Genomic DNA, 14,011 nt, shown 5'->3' on the forward strand with positions numbered 1-14,011 from the left:
ACCATTGCCCGGCGATGAACACCGGGTGGCCTGCAGACGGGGCGCGCCTAGCAACGTCAGGCCGATATGACAAGATGCGACTTGGCTTCTTGTGCATAGGTATGATCGTGTTTTTCCTGATGCGGGGCGATCAGGGAGCGGGTTGGCAGTTGTAGCGCATCCGTTCGTTGGGTTCAGGCGGCAGAAGCGCCTTGATCGACTGCTGGTTCTGGCCGAACTGGCGGGCAGCTTCTTCGCCCGCGCCGCATGCGGGCGCATTGAGCCTGGCGCGTGCGGCGCGAGCCTCGGTCATGGCATCCAGCCCCACCAGAAACCGCTCCACCGTGTAGGTCCGGGATTGTGGATCATACGAATTCACCGAGACCGTCTCCTCGCCATTCGGGACAAGGATTCGGCTCCAGCCATCGTTGGCGAGGCCGTACTGGGTCTTTCCGTTCATGCAGCCGCTTTCAGTCCACTCGATCGGAACATCGGTGATATCCGAAACAGTGACGCGGCTCCGTTCGGGATCGAGCACGCAGATCATGCGTCCGGAGCCGGCACGATCGAGTGCTGCTGCCGATGCGCTGGAAGACGTGTGTGGCTGTTCGAGCTTTTCCCGTGCGCGACTGTCTATCGATGCAAGTGACGGCCGCAGGAACCAGACAGCGACGGCGGACACCAGCAAGGCTGCGGCTCCAAAGATGTGTTTGCGCTGGAACTTGCCGCGGCGTCTGGAGGCCTGGACCATGCCCCAGCCACCGGCGCCAAGTGCACCGACGAGAAGCAGTGCGGCCAGGGCCATGCCGTTGTCGCGCTCGGACAGGACGGCCATTTCGGCCTCGCGGCGCGCAGTTTCGAACTGCTGCTGGCTGGCTTGCGCGCGTGCGTCGCGTTCGGCAGCCATGCGCGCCTGCTCTCCCGCCGCGCGTTGCGCTTCGGAGCGATCGAGGTCCGCGATCGAGCGACAGGGCAGGCCGCTGCTGTGCACATCAACCTTGGCGCGGAGCAGGAAGGCCGAGATCTCGCGCATCGAAATGGCGAAATAGAACGACGAATCGGTGCTGTTGTCGCTGACCGTGCCGAAGGAGTTGACGCCGATCACGCGGCCGCAGGAATCGAGCAGGGGGCCGCCCGAGTTGCCCGATCCCAGCGGGGCGGTGTGCAAAAGGGTATCGAATGACCGCGAAGAGCGCCCACCTGACAGATAGCCGCGCGTCTTGACCGCTTCCTGCGGCGTGACAAGATCGGCCATCGACAGCCCCTGCGCCAGATCGACGTTGCCGGGATAACCCACGGCATAGACCTCGGAACCGTCTGTAGGCGCGCCGGGAAAGAGCGTGATCGGTGTAAGGGTGCCGCCACCTTCGATGCGCAACAGGGCAAGATCATTGCCGGGCGAATAGGCAACCAGCTTCGCCGGATAGCCGTTGCGGCCTTCGGCGGGGACGACGCCAGCGATGAGCGTGTCGTCCCCGCGCAGCTCTTCGACGACGTGGGCATTGGTGACGATCAGGTTCGGGGTTACGGCAAATCCTGTGCCATGGGTGATCAGCCGGGCCCGATCCCCGTCGCTTTCGATGATCACCACGCGAACCACGGATCGGCTTGCCGCGCTGATGTCCGCGGGGTCGGCAAGAGCGACCGGTGCGGATCCAAGCGCCAGTAGGGCAACCAGAAAGGCGATTAACTGTTTGGCGACACGCATGGAGGCGCTTTTTGCGCTGATTTGCTTTGACCGCAAGGTGCGGGACGCTTTGGTGGCGCAGTGTGGCCAGATTCTCTCCACAACGAGGAGACGAAGCGATGCACGATGCGACACAGGCTTGCCGAGATCGTTCTGCGCATTATCGACAGGACATGGGCGCAACTGCGGACATTCCCGACGATGAAGCCTGGCGTGCTGTGCTGGCGCGCGATCGCGCTTTTGACGGGCGTTTCGTCACTGGCGTGCTGAGCACCGGCATCTATTGCCGTCCATCCTGTCCGGCCCGGCATCCACGTCGTGCCAATGTCCAGTTCTTTACCGACGGGGTTGCGGCAAGAGAGGCCGGTTTGCGCCCATGTCTGCGCTGTTCGCCCGATGACGTTTCGCGCGATGAACGCGCGGTGTTGATGGCGATCGAGGCGATCAAGGCGGCGGGGCAGCCTTTGGCGCTTGCCGACCTTGCCGAGCGCTGCGGCTATTCGCCAACGCACTTTCAGCGGGTTTTTGCAAAGGCGACCGGGCTTTCACCCGCGGCCTATGCGCGCGCGCTGCAGAAGGAGCGCATGGCTGAAGCGCTGTCGGGCGCGGGCAAGATCAGCGATGCGATCTATGACGCCGGGTTTTCCGGACCTTCGCGATTTTACGCTGCGGTAGAGGAGCGCTTGGGCATGACGGCTTCGGCTTGGGCAAACGGCGGGCGCGGCGTGACGATCCGCTGGGCAGTGGTGCCGACCTCGCTGGGCGCGATGCTGGTCGCGGCGACAGAACGCGGCATTTGCCGACTGTCTTTCAACGAGGATGCAGCGACTTTGCGGGCGCGCTTTCCCAATGCCGCGCTGGAGCAGGGCGGCGAAGATTTCGCAGGCCTGCTTGAGCAAGTGATTGCGGCGGTGGAGACGCCGGGAGACCATTCGCATATCCCGCTCGACGTGAAGGGCACTGCTTTCCAGGAAGCGGTGTGGCAGGCACTCCGGGCCATTCCACCGGGAGAGACGCGCTCCTATGCCGAAATCGCCGCAGCGGTCGGCAAGCCCGGCGCGGTGCGCGCGGCGGGATCGGCTAACGGGGCCAACAACGTGGCGGTGCTGATCCCGTGCCATCGCGTGATCCGCTCGGACGGCTCGCTTGGCGGCTATGCCTATGGGCTTGAGATCAAGCAGCGATTGCTCGACAAGGAGCGCGAAACCAACCGGGGGTAAGGCATGGACGATCTTCAGACGGCAAGACCGGGCATCTTGCGCAGGATCATCGCCTTCCCGTTGACACTGATGATTCTCGAGTTCCTTGCCGTTGCCATGGCTGCGTCTGCTGCGACGGTTGGTCTGAAAGGTTTGTTTTCGCACGGAACGCCCGGCTACTTCCTTGGCGGCCTTGGCGTGGCTGTTCTGGCAATACTGGTCTACCTCGCTTGCACTCGCTGGATCGAGCGGCGGTCGGCCCACGATCTTCCGCTTGCGACCATGACCAAGGACCTGCCGCTTGGAATTCTGATCGGCGGCGCACTTTTCACCCTGATGACGGGGATTGTCGCGCTGCTGGGCGGACTGTCTGTCGAAGGCGTGAATGGCATTGGCGCGCTGTGGGCGATGCTGGCGATGGCGGTCACCTCGGGGACGATCGAGGAGATTCTGTTCCGGGGCATACTGCTGCGGCACGTCGAGGCGATGCTTGGCACCTGGACAGCGCTGGTTGTCACCTCGGCGCTGTTCGGTGCTGCGCACCTGGCCAACGACGGGGCGAGCCTGTTTGCCGCTTTTGCGATTGCAATGGAGGCCGGCATCCTGCTGGGCGCGGCTTACCTCTGGAAGCGACGGTTGTGGATTCCGATCGGCATTCATGCCGCGTGGAATTTCACCCAAGGGTGGGTATTCAGCGTGCCGGTATCAGGGGGCAATGCGCCCGAGGGCCTGCTGATAACGACCCGCAACGGACCTGACTGGCTGACCGGCGGCGCGTTCGGCCTGGAGGCAAGCGTGATCGCCATGCTGGTGGCGACCGGCGCGGGCTTGCTCCTGCTCCTGCGCGTCATTCGTGAGGGCGGTATAAGGCCGCCCATGTGGGCGCGGCGCTGACGGAGCGGTCGCCTCGTCAGTGCCGAGGCATCATTGACTTTCGCAGGCGTCTTCCTCTGCCGTACAAGGTTTCTCTGGTTGCCCTGTTGACTTCCAACGCTCGATCCGGGCGAGGAGGGATTTGCCGTACTGTCCGCCGTGAGGATCGTTGGCGAGGATGCGCGCATGGGCGATAGCGTCATCGAACCGCCCCTGGTTCGCCTGGTCCCAGGCAAAGGCTGCGCGTATGCTGTTCGCCTCCGGCGCGAGTTCGAGCGCCCGTCGCAAGGCGTAGCGCGCAGAACCGGGTATATCTGCCGACTCGCTGCTGTAGCTCTGGAACAGCGTCCAGAACGCGAAGGAATCGTAAGGTGATGCGTCGCTGGCCTTCTTGACCCAGCTTCTGGCCGCAGTCCAACGTTCGGGCGCCCTGATGGACAGGTTCTCGAGCCGGTGCATCTCGATTTCGCCCTTCAGGAGGTTCGCCCGCGCCATCCCTGGCGCCAGTTTCAAGGCAAGTTCGTTGAACTTCTCGGCCTCGTTCCACAAGGCGATCTCTCTGGCCGTATCATCGGTGTTGTTCGCGAGCGCCTGAGCTGCTCTTGCCAACTCGTAAGCGGCATTGGCGGACTGCGGATTTGCCAGAGCGATCTGGCGCAGTTCGCCAAGCGCCTCTTCCTCGCGCTTGTCGATGAAGCGCATGAGGTGGAGGGGCACGATGGCCGAATCGACCGCCGACAAGCGTTCGAGGGCAGGGGCGGCAGGCTGCGGCAAGGGCGTGGCGGAACGTGAGAACTTGATGCTTCCGCGCATGTACTTGTCGAGTTCGCGATCGAGCTTCTTCAGGTCACCGAATGCAGCGGTGCCGGCTTCGTCCGGTGGCATTCCACCAGCCACGAGCGAGAGGTAATTGCCGAGCTGGCCCTTGCGCTCTTGGCTCGTGCTGAGAAAGTGCACCAGCAGCCAGGACTTGCCGTAGAACAGATCCGAATTGTGCCCCTGCTTGCCGGCCAGCACATCGGTCAGAGGCATGTCGTCCCGCGCAAGGCTCCACGCTCTATGGCGAGCCGGACGGCCAAGGTCGAAGCGGCCCTGACTGTCGAATTCGACGGTGGAAAGATACTCCGCAAAGCCTTCGACGTACCACGAGGGATAGGCGAAGCGGAAGTTTCGGAACATCAGGAAGTGGGCGTATTCATGAAACAAGGTAGTCTGGGCACCGAGTTCGAGTTCCGACATGGCGACTTCGCGATGCGAAACGATGAAGCGGCCTTCGATGTCATGCGAGAAGAACCCCGCTACCTCCGGGACCTTGTACATTGCGCCGACCGCAGCCTTGTTCGGCAGCAAGTAGATCGGCAGCGGCATGGCATTGGGATCATCCGGAATGCCGAACATCTGCCGTACCAGAAAATCGAATCGTTCGAGGTCATTTGACAACTTCGTGGCAAGTTCGACGCTGCCTGCACTATGCAGCGCGAAATGGCGGGAGTTGAGTCTGTACCAGCTTTCTGCGGCGGCTGGTGTAGTTGCTGCTGCAAAGATGCTTGCGCCTACGGCGATGGTCCGCAGGAACTTCTTGAACGCAGAAATATTCACGCCGGATCTACCACCCATTGTCAAACCACTTAGGAAGAGCAGTCCTTCATTCTGGCATTATCGGCAAGCACAATCTTCACCGGATCGATTTCAGCCCCAAGTTGATGGCTGGTCGGAAAGACTGTCCAGGAAAGCCTCGGCACTGGCGATGTATTCATGACGCCGATCTTCGCTCATCCTTCGCCATGTCGCATAGGGTTGGGCGAGCCGATGATAACCCGCCAGCCGCTTTTCATTCCGTGCAAGGAAGTGCCAGTAGAGTGCATTGAACGGGCAGGCAGCGGGGCCGGTCTTCTGCTTCACGTTGAAAGTGCATTTGCCGCAGTAGTCGCTCATGCGGTCGATGTAGGCTCCGCTGGCTGCATAGGGTTTCGACGCCAGACGGCCTTTGTCGGCATGAAGGATCATGCCCGACACATTGGGCAGTTCGACCCATTCATAGGCATCGGCAAAGACGATCAGATACCATTCGGCCACTTCGCGGGGGGCAAGGCCGGCAAGCAGCGCGAAATTGCCGAGCACCATCAACCGCTGGATGTGATGGGCATAGGCATTGTCCCGAGTGGTGCGAACGCATTCGGCGATACAGTGCATCGGCGTGTCGCCCGTCCAGTAGAATTCGGGGAGCGGACGGTGGGCATCAAGGCCGTTGGCATCAGCGAGCCCCGGCATTTCCAACCAGTACATTCCGCGGATATACTCCCGCCAGCCAATGATCTGGCGGATAAAGCCTTCGACGGCTTCCAGCGGTGCGCGGCCTTCGCGCCATTCCGTTTCGGCGCGCTGGCACAGGTCCTGCGGGTCGAGCAGGCCGATATTGATCGCAGGCGAGAGCGCTGCGTGAAACAGGAAATCCTGTCCCGACACCATCGCGTCCTGATACTTGCCGAACAATGGCAGTCGGTCCTTGAGGAAAGCGTCGCGCGCCTGCTCGGCCTCGGCACGGGTTACCGGCCAAGCGAATTTATCCAGCGAGCCGAAGTGCCTTGCGAAGCGGGTTGAAACCATTTCGAGCACTTCGCGCGTCGTGTCGTCAGCCTTGAATGCCGGCAGCCCCGGTGGGGCGAGGCCAGCTTCGGGGCCACCGCGATTCTCCGCATCGAAGTTCCAGCGGCCACCGACCGGCTTGTCCCCATCCATCAGCAGCCCAGTCTTGCGGCGCATCTCCCGGTAGAACCACTCCATGCGCAATTCGCGGCGACCTGCACCCCACTCGAAAAAGTCGGGGAGGGGGCAGATGAAGCGGGTATCGGGCAGGATGCGAACGCGAACGGGGAGGTCCGTGCGCCACTGCTCCATTGCCTGCCGTACGCGCCATTCGCCTGGCTCGGTAACCTGCACGCCGCGTGCGTTGTGGCGTTTTATGGCGCGGGCAACTTCGCCGGTGAAGCTGCCGGTGTTTTCAGGGGCATCGAGGCGGACGTAATCGACCATCCAGCCAGCTTCGCGCAATTCCTCGGCGAAGTGTCGCATGGCCGAGAGGATCAGCGCGATCTTGGCCTTGTGGTGGCGAACGTAAGTGGTCTCCTCGACCACTTCCATCATCAGGACCACGGTGTCCTCAGGCCTGAGGTCGGCAAGACTGGAGATGTCGGGCGAAAGCTGGTCGCCGAGGATGGGAACGAGAACGGGGCCGGTCATCCTTGCGGAATGGCCGAGTGGCGGTTTCGTTCAACCTGACCCTAAGGGTCAGACAAAGCTGTAGGGATCAATATCAACGGCGACGCGCACGCCCGGCGGGAAGCGCAGCGGGTCGAGCCAGTTGCGGATTACCCGCTGCAGTTCGGTGGAACGGCGAGCGTTGATGAGCAGGCGATAGCGATAGCGGCCCCGCAGCAGCGATAGTGGGGCGGGTGCGGGGCCAAGGATCAGCACATCGTCAAGGCGCGGAGCGGAGCCTCCGATGCCCCTTGCAGCGTCGCGCGCTTCGGCTTCGTCCTCGCTGGAGACGATTATTGCCGCCCAACGACCGAAAGGCGGCGCTCCGGCATCACGCCGGGCTTCGGCTTCGGCGGCATAGAAGGCGTCACGGTCTCCGCTGGCCAGGGCCTCGATTACCGGGGCTTCGGGGTGCCGGGTCTGGATCAGCACCTCGCCCGGTTTTTCGCCACGGCCGGCGCGGCCCGCGACCTGCGCGACCTGTTGATAGGTACGTTCGGCCGCGCGAAGATCGCCGCCCTCGAGACCCATATCGGCGTCGATCACTCCGACCAGCGTAAGCTCGGGAAAATGATAGCCCTTGGTGACGAGCTGGGTGCCGACAATCACGTCGATCGCCTTGTTGCTTGCCATCTCGACGAACTCGGCGGCCTTGGCAGGGCTGGTCAGCGTGTCGGAGGTGACCAGCGCGACGCGTGCTTCAGGCAGGATCGCGGCGACTTCATCAGCGATGCGCTCCACGCCCGGGCCGCACGCGACGAGGCAATCGGGCTCGCTGCATTCGGGGCAGGCATCGGGCGGCGGGATCTCATGTCCGCAGTGGTGGCAGGCGAGGCGGCGCGAGAGGCGGTGCTCGACCAGCCAGGCGGAGCAGTTCGGGCACTGGAAACGATAACCGCAAGTCCGGCACAAGGTAAGCGGAGCATAGCCGCGTCGGTTAAGGAACAGCAGTGACTGTTCGCCCTTGCCGAGCCTATCCTTCAGCGCCTCCACCAACGGTGGCGCAATCCAGTGTCCGCGCTCGGGCTGTTGTTCGCGCAGGTCGACGATCTGGATGACAGGCATCGTTGCTCCGCCGAAGCGCGCAGGCAGGACCACGCGCTCATAGCGGCCGGCTTCAGCCATCTGCAGGCTTTCCAGTGCCGGGGTGGCGCTCGCCAGGATGACGGGCACCTTCTCGAAATGCGCGCGCATCACTGCAACGTCGCGGGCATTGTAGCGCACCCCGTCGTCCTGCTTGAACGAGATCTCGTGCGCTTCGTCGACGACGATCAGCCCGAGTTGGGCGAAGGGCAGGAACAGCGCGCTGCGTGCACCGACCACCACTTGCGCCGTTCCGGCTGCCACGGCCCGCCATGCGCGCCGCCGTTCCGACGACTTGAGCGAAGAGTGCCATGTAACCGGCGGCACCCCGAAGCGCGCTTCGAAGCGCTTCAGGAAAGTCTCGGTAAGCGCGATTTCCGGAAGGAGCACGAGGACCTGCCGCCCTTGCTCGATCGCGGCTGCGACCGCTTCGAAATAGGTTTCCGTCTTGCCCGAGCCCGTCACGCCGTCGAGCAGAAACGGATGGAAGTCATGTGCATTGACCGCCGCGACAAAGCGGGCAGCGACTTCCGCTTGTTCATCCGACAAGTCAGGCGCGGCGAAACCGGCGTCGGCAGGCGGATAAGGCCGGTCAGAATCGACCACCACCGGTTCAAGCAGCCCGGCATTGACCATGCCGCGTAGCACGCCATCGGAGACGCCGGCGATTTCCGACAGTTCGCGGATCGTTGCCTGCTGGTCCTGCAACAGGTCCAGAGCGATGAGACGCTGGGGCGTCATGCGTTCCGGCTCGCGGCCGGTCAGGCGATATTCGGTGACGGTGCCGCCGCCCTGCAGCGCGGCCGTGCTTGACAGCGCCATGCGCGCCACTGCCGCAAGCGGCGCGACGTAATAGTCGGCGGTCCACTCGATCAGGCGTCGCAGGGGTGCGGGCAGGGGAGGGACAGGGAGGACCTGGAGGAGGGGGCGCAGTTTCGCATCCGGAACTTCGGTTCCCGGCAGCCGTTCCGCTTCCCAGACCACGCCAATGATCTGCCGCGGTCCGAGCGGTGCAATGACGACGCTGCCCGGTTCCACGTCCATACCGGCGGGCACGCGATAATCCAGCGGGCCGAGCGCGGAATTGAAGACGAGGCATCGGACGCGGTTCATGTTCGCCGGTCTATATGGGGCTGCATCGCAACCGGCAAAGCCCGGGCGCAAAGGAATTGAGGAGAAAAACATGTCGCAGGCTTCCACCATCCTGAACCGCCGGGTCCTGCTTGGCGGCATGACGTCAGCTGCCGTGCTTTCCGTTGCCGGCTGCGCGAGCTATCCACAGTTCTCGTTGGAAGAGGCGGTGAGACGTTTGCTGTTCCTGTCGACCGATCGGGCCTTCGCGCGCTTGCTGGCACCGGGAGGGTTCTGGGACGATCAGGTGACGCGGCTTGCGCTGCCAGAGGCCATCGGCAACCGTGGCAGCGTTCTCGCGCGAATTCTGACTGGGCCGATCGTCAGGGACCGTCTGCAGCGCGCGTTCAACGACATGGCCTATGACGCGGCGGAACGCGCAGCGCCTGCGGTGACAGACGCCGTCCGGACGATCGGCATTCGCAATGCTCTGGCGCTGCTGCGCGGCAGCGACCCTATGGGGGCGACGGCGTTCCTGCACCAGGAGATGGGGACCAGCCTTGTCGAGATCATGGTGCCCGAATTCGGCGATGCGATCCGGGTGAGCCGTGACCCACTGTTGGGGCAGGTGCTGGGCGCGCTGACCGGTGTGGACGTCGGCGGCATCGCAAACTCGCTGGCTTACGAGGCGGACAATGCGATCTTCCGCGCGATCGGCCGGGAAGAGGCCGCCATCCGTTCGGACCCCCGTTCGACCAACGATCCGGTACTGATAGCCGCTTTTGGCCTGAAGTAGTCTGACAAATTCCCGCGCGCAGGCACTGACATTGGCCGAGGCTTTCCTTATAGGCACCGGGGAATCACTCCTCCCTGCTGGAAGGCCTCGTCCCATGAAGTTCTTCGTCGACACTGCCGATACCGCCGAAATCGCCGACCTCGCCGCCACCGGCCTTCTCGATGGCGTGACCACCAACCCGACCCTGATTGCCAAGGCTGGCAAGGACTTCATCGAAGTGACCCGCGAAATCTGCGGTCTGGTCGATGGTCCGGTCTCGGCTGAAGTCGTGGCTCTGGACCACGAAGGCATGATGCGTGAAGCCGAGATCCTGCGGAAGATCGCCGATAACGTCTGCATCAAGGTGCCGCTGACCATCGACGGCCTCAAGACCTGCAAGGCGCTGACCAACGACGGCACCAAGGTCAACGTGACGCTGTGCTTCTCGGCCAACCAGGCGCTGCTGGCAGCCAAGGCCGGCGCAACCTTCATCTCGCCGTTTGTCGGCCGTCATGACGACAACGGCTTCGATGGCATGGACCTGATCCGCGACATCCGCCTGATCTATGATAACTACGCATTCGAGACCGAAATCCTCGTCGCGTCGATCCGCCACGGCGTCCATGTGCTGGAAAGCGCGCGGATCGGTGCCGACGTGATCACTGCGCCGCCCGCCGTGATCAAGGGCCTGTTCAAACATGTCCTTACGGACAAGGGCATCGAAGGCTTCCTTGCGGACTGGGCTAAGACCGGCCAGAAGATCGGCTGATACTTCTGACACACGGGCATTTGCGCATTGGCTGACGAAACTCCCCTCGACCGTTTCCGCTCGGTGCTGACCGGCACCGCGCGGGCGATCTCGCTCGATCCCGAGGTCGAGGTGGCGTGGACGGCCGATGCGCCGGTGCAATCAGGCCAGTCGATGCGTGTGCCGATGCCGGGGCGCTCGCTTCCGGCAGAGCAGGTTGCCGAAGCGCGGGGCCACGCGGATTCAATGGCCCTGCGGCTGCGACACCACAATGCCGCGCTCCATGGCCGCAATGCGCCGGCCGAAGCCTTGGCGCGGGCGTGCTATGATGCGGTCGAACAGGTCCGTTACGAATCGCTTGGTGCCAATGCCTATGCCGGAATGCGCGGCAATCTCGGTGCGGCGCTTGCCATGCGGATGGCTTCAGACCCGATCAGCCGCGCCGCCAAGCCGGAGGACGTGCCCTTGCCGACCGCGCTGGCGCTGCTCCTGCGCGAGAAGCTGACGGGGCAGGAGTCGCCCACATCAACCGACACTGGCATGGCGATGGTGCGCACCTGGATCGAGAGCAAGGTTGGTAACGACATTGAGGGGCTGGCCTTATCGCTGGATAACCAGCGTGCGTTCCAGCAACTCGCTCTCGACATGCTGCAGCACCTCGACCTCACGCAATCGGCGTCAGAACAGGACGAGGACACGCAGGAAGACGAAGGCGAGGATCAGGAAGACGAGGGCGAGGAAGAGCCGTCAAACTCCGACGATCAGGAGCAACAGCCTTCCGAAGTCGCAGGCGATACCAGCGAAGGCGACGAGGATTCGGAGTCCGAGCAGGAAATCGAGCAGGACGACGATGCCGCCGACTCCGACATGGCCGACGAAGGCGAAGAGGGCATGCTGCCCACGCGCCCGAACCGTCCATGGACCGACCTGCCAGAAAACTTCGACTACAAGAGCTACACAACGCAGTTCGACGAGGTCGTTTCGGCCACGGACTTGTGCGACGAGGAAGAACTGACGCGGCTGCGTGCCTATCTCGATACGCAGCTCAAGGGCCTGCAGGGCGTGGTCACGCGCCTCGCCAACCGGCTGCAGCGCCGCCTCATGGCGCAGCAGAACCGCTCGTGGGACTTCGACCAGGAAGAGGGCCTGCTCGATGCCGCGCGCCTTGCCCGCGTGGTGATCTCGCCCGGGCATTCGCTGTCCTACAAGATTGAGCGCGACGTTGAGTTCAAGGACACGATTGTCACGCTGCTGATCGACAACTCTGGCTCTATGCGCGGTCGCCCGATCTCGATCGCTGCGATCAGCGCCGACATTCTCGCGCGCACGCTTGAGCGCTGCGGCGTGAAGACTGAAGTGCTCGGCTTCACCACCCGCGCATGGAAGGGCGGGCAGAGCCGCGAGGCCTGGCTGGCCGGTGGCAAACCTTCCCAACCCGGCCGCCTCAACGATTTGCGCCATATCGTTTACAAGAAGGCCGACGAGCCTTGGCGCCGCGCGCGCAAGAACCTCGGCCTGATGATGCGCGAAGGCCTGCTCAAGGAAAACATCGACGGCGAAGCACTTCTGTGGGCACATACCCGGCTTCTGGCCCGGCCCGAGGATCGTCGCATCCTGATGGTCATTTCCGACGGCGCGCCGGTCGATGATTCGACCCTTTCGGTAAACAACGCCGGTTATCTGGAGCAGCACCTGCGCAAGGTGATCGACTGGATCGAGAAACAGTCGCCAGTGCAGCTTGTCGCCATCGGCATCGGCCATGACGTGACCCGCTATTATCGCCGCGCGGTGACAATCATGGACGCGGAGCAGCTCGGTGGCACGATCATCGAACAGTTGGCGGATCTATTCGAGGACGAGTAGGTCCAGCTTGACGACGCTTGTTTAACCGGGCAGTTAATCCGGCATGAGCACCATGACAGTCAGCGAGGCCGTTCTCTCCCGTCGTTCCATCCGGGCGTTCAAGCCCGATCCCGTGCCGCTTGAAACCCTGCGTCGCGTGATGGACAAGGCGCGCTGGGCGCCGTCGGGGTGCAACTTTCAGCCTTGGGAAGCGACCATCGTGACAGGCGCACCGCTTGCCGAGTTGCAGGCAAAGATGTTGTCGTCACCGATGCAGGATCCGATCGAGTATTCGTGGTCGGACCCCGAGGTCATCCCTGAATGCAAGGCGCGCCTTCATGCGGTGGGCGCTGCCATGTATCAGGCGATGGGCGTGGGACGCGCCGATGCGGATGCAAGGGCTGACTTCGTTCGCAACAATGCCACGTCTTTCGGCGCTCCGGCCGTGCTGCTGTGCTACTTCGACCGTCGCATGGGGCCACCGCAGTGGTCCGATGTCGGGATGTGGCTGCAGACGTTCATGCTGCTTCTGCGCGAAGAGGGGCTTGATTCCTGTCCTCAGGAATTTCTCTCGATGTATGCAAGGCTTATCAAGGAGTTCATTGGCGTTTCTGATGAAACCCACATTTTCTTCTGTGGCATCGCCATTGGCTATCGCGATGAAGGCAATCCCGTGAACGGCTTCAGTCGCGAGCGCGAACCGGTTGACGGCAACGTACGGTTCCTTGGCTTCTGAGTGGCTCCATGGATGTAACCGACGCAGTGCTGACGCGGCGATCGGTGCGCCGCTTCCGCTCGGATCCTGTCCCGCTCGATCTCTTGCGCCGTGTCCTCACGAAGGCTCAGAGGGCTCCATCGGGTGGCAACGTCCAGCCATGGAATGCCCACGTCATTTCGGGTGAGCCGCTCGTCCGGCTGGTCGAGACCGTAGGAGCCGTCATACCACTCGGCCGCAATGCGCATGCGCCCGAATACGCCATCTATCCGCCAGAGCTTGATGGTGCATACGAAGCGCGGCGCTTCGGTGTTGGCGAGGCGATGTACGCCGCGATTGGTATCGAGCGGGACGACAAGCGCGGGCGCCTGGCGCAGTTCATGCACAACTTCCAAGGCTTCGGTGCCCCGGCGCTCATGCTGGTCCATACACCACGCTACATGGGACCGCCGCAGTGGTCTGACATCGGAATGTGGCTGCAGACGGTCATGCTTCTGCTGCGAGAGGCAGGGCTTGATTCCTGCGCGCAGGAAGCGTGGGCAGTTTACCAGAAGCAAGTCCGGGAATGCGTCGCCATCCCCGACGACCACGTATTTTTCTGCGGGCTGGCGATCGGCTATCGCGATGAGGACGCAGCCATAAATTGTTTTGAAGTACCTCGCGCGGCGCTGGAAGAGGCTGTGACTTTTGAGGGCTTCTGACGCCTGACGGCGACATTTTGTCACACATCGTCGGGGTATCACTTGGCATTGCCGGGTTGACGCGCCTATGCTGTGGCAAA

At 63.0% G+C, this 14,011-nt stretch carries 11 protein-coding genes; 7 read left to right on the top strand and 4 right to left on the bottom strand.

The window, feature by feature from the left end:
- Window positions 1–130: 130 nt before the first annotated feature.
- Window positions 131–1,687 (bottom strand): S1C family serine protease, encoded by a 1,557-nt coding sequence (locus ACZ1JY_RS01255; RefSeq protein WP_465130100.1) that lies wholly within the window; start codon window positions 1,685–1,687, stop codon window positions 131–133.
- 152 nt (window positions 1,688–1,839) lie between these two features.
- On the opposite strand from ACZ1JY_RS01255, the gene ada reads away from it, so the two are divergent.
- Complete coding sequence (gene ada / locus ACZ1JY_RS01260; RefSeq protein ID WP_465130101.1) at window positions 1,840–2,886, top strand: bifunctional DNA-binding transcriptional regulator/O6-methylguanine-DNA methyltransferase Ada; 1,047 nt, start codon at window positions 1,840–1,842, stop codon at window positions 2,884–2,886.
- Window positions 2,887–2,889: 3 nt separating this feature from the next.
- Window positions 2,890–3,759, top strand: a complete 870-nt coding sequence (locus ACZ1JY_RS01265) for a lysostaphin resistance A-like protein (protein ID WP_465130102.1) — start codon at window positions 2,890–2,892, stop codon at window positions 3,757–3,759.
- A 30-nt stretch (window positions 3,760–3,789) separates the two neighbouring features.
- On the opposite strand, the gene ACZ1JY_RS01270 is transcribed toward ACZ1JY_RS01265, so the two are convergent.
- The 3 genes from ACZ1JY_RS01270 to ACZ1JY_RS01280 form a co-directional block, all read right to left on the bottom strand.
- A complete protein-coding gene (locus tag ACZ1JY_RS01270) occupies window positions 3,790–5,337 on the bottom strand; it encodes a tetratricopeptide repeat protein (RefSeq protein WP_465130103.1) in 1,548 nt (515 codons plus the stop codon).
- Window positions 5,338–5,427: 90 nt separating this feature from the next.
- Window positions 5,428–6,978, bottom strand: coding sequence for a cryptochrome/photolyase family protein (locus ACZ1JY_RS01275; RefSeq protein WP_465130104.1), 1,551 nt, complete (start codon window positions 6,976–6,978; stop codon window positions 5,428–5,430).
- 48 nt (window positions 6,979–7,026) lie between these two features.
- A complete protein-coding gene (locus ACZ1JY_RS01280) occupies window positions 7,027–9,192 on the bottom strand; it encodes a primosomal protein N' (protein ID WP_465130105.1) in 2,166 nt (721 codons plus the stop codon).
- 70 nt (window positions 9,193–9,262) lie between these two features.
- Here ACZ1JY_RS01280 and ACZ1JY_RS01285 point away from each other — a divergent pair, with 70 nt between their 5' ends.
- From ACZ1JY_RS01285 to ACZ1JY_RS01305, 5 genes are all read left to right on the top strand, one after another.
- On the top strand, window positions 9,263–9,946 hold the full coding sequence (locus ACZ1JY_RS01285; protein WP_168905691.1) for a DUF4197 domain-containing protein: 684 nt from the start codon (window positions 9,263–9,265) through the stop codon (window positions 9,944–9,946).
- A 94-nt stretch (window positions 9,947–10,040) separates the two neighbouring features.
- Window positions 10,041–10,694, top strand: a complete 654-nt coding sequence (gene fsa / locus ACZ1JY_RS01290) for a fructose-6-phosphate aldolase (RefSeq protein WP_168905692.1) — start codon at window positions 10,041–10,043, stop codon at window positions 10,692–10,694.
- A 27-nt stretch (window positions 10,695–10,721) separates the two neighbouring features.
- Window positions 10,722–12,536, top strand: coding sequence for a cobaltochelatase subunit CobT (gene cobT, locus ACZ1JY_RS01295; protein WP_465130106.1), 1,815 nt, complete (start codon window positions 10,722–10,724; stop codon window positions 12,534–12,536).
- A gap of 43 nt (window positions 12,537–12,579) precedes the next feature.
- A complete protein-coding gene (locus ACZ1JY_RS01300) occupies window positions 12,580–13,251 on the top strand; it encodes a nitroreductase (RefSeq protein WP_346766788.1) in 672 nt (223 codons plus the stop codon).
- A gap of 8 nt (window positions 13,252–13,259) precedes the next feature.
- Entirely contained in the window at window positions 13,260–13,931 is a 672-nt protein-coding gene (locus ACZ1JY_RS01305) for a nitroreductase (RefSeq protein WP_465130107.1), read from the top strand.
- The last annotated feature ends 80 nt before the right edge of the window (window positions 13,932–14,011 follow it).

It is taken from the genome of Novosphingobium sp. BL-A-41-Hi4B-X5A (assembly GCF_055521705.1).

Bases quoted from the DNA above. Each gene is read 5' to 3' on its own strand.
- ACZ1JY_RS01255 (WP_465130100.1), bottom strand. From the start codon at position 1,687: ATGCGTGTCGCCAAACAGTTAATCGCCTTTCTGGTTGCCCTACTGGCG.
- ada (WP_465130101.1), top strand. From the start codon at position 1,840: ATGGGCGCAACTGCGGACATTCCCGACGATGAAGCCTGGCGTGCTGTG.
- ACZ1JY_RS01265 (WP_465130102.1), top strand. From the start codon at position 2,890: ATGGACGATCTTCAGACGGCAAGACCGGGCATCTTGCGCAGGATCATC.
- ACZ1JY_RS01275 (WP_465130104.1), bottom strand. From the start codon at position 6,978: ATGACCGGCCCCGTTCTCGTTCCCATCCTCGGCGACCAGCTTTCGCCC.
- ACZ1JY_RS01280 (WP_465130105.1), bottom strand. From the start codon at position 9,192: ATGAACCGCGTCCGATGCCTCGTCTTCAATTCCGCGCTCGGCCCGCTG.
- ACZ1JY_RS01285 (WP_168905691.1), top strand. From the start codon at position 9,263: ATGTCGCAGGCTTCCACCATCCTGAACCGCCGGGTCCTGCTTGGCGGC.
- fsa (WP_168905692.1), top strand. From the start codon at position 10,041: ATGAAGTTCTTCGTCGACACTGCCGATACCGCCGAAATCGCCGACCTC.
- ACZ1JY_RS01300 (WP_346766788.1), top strand. From the start codon at position 12,580: ATGAGCACCATGACAGTCAGCGAGGCCGTTCTCTCCCGTCGTTCCATC.
- ACZ1JY_RS01305 (WP_465130107.1), top strand. From the start codon at position 13,260: ATGGATGTAACCGACGCAGTGCTGACGCGGCGATCGGTGCGCCGCTTC.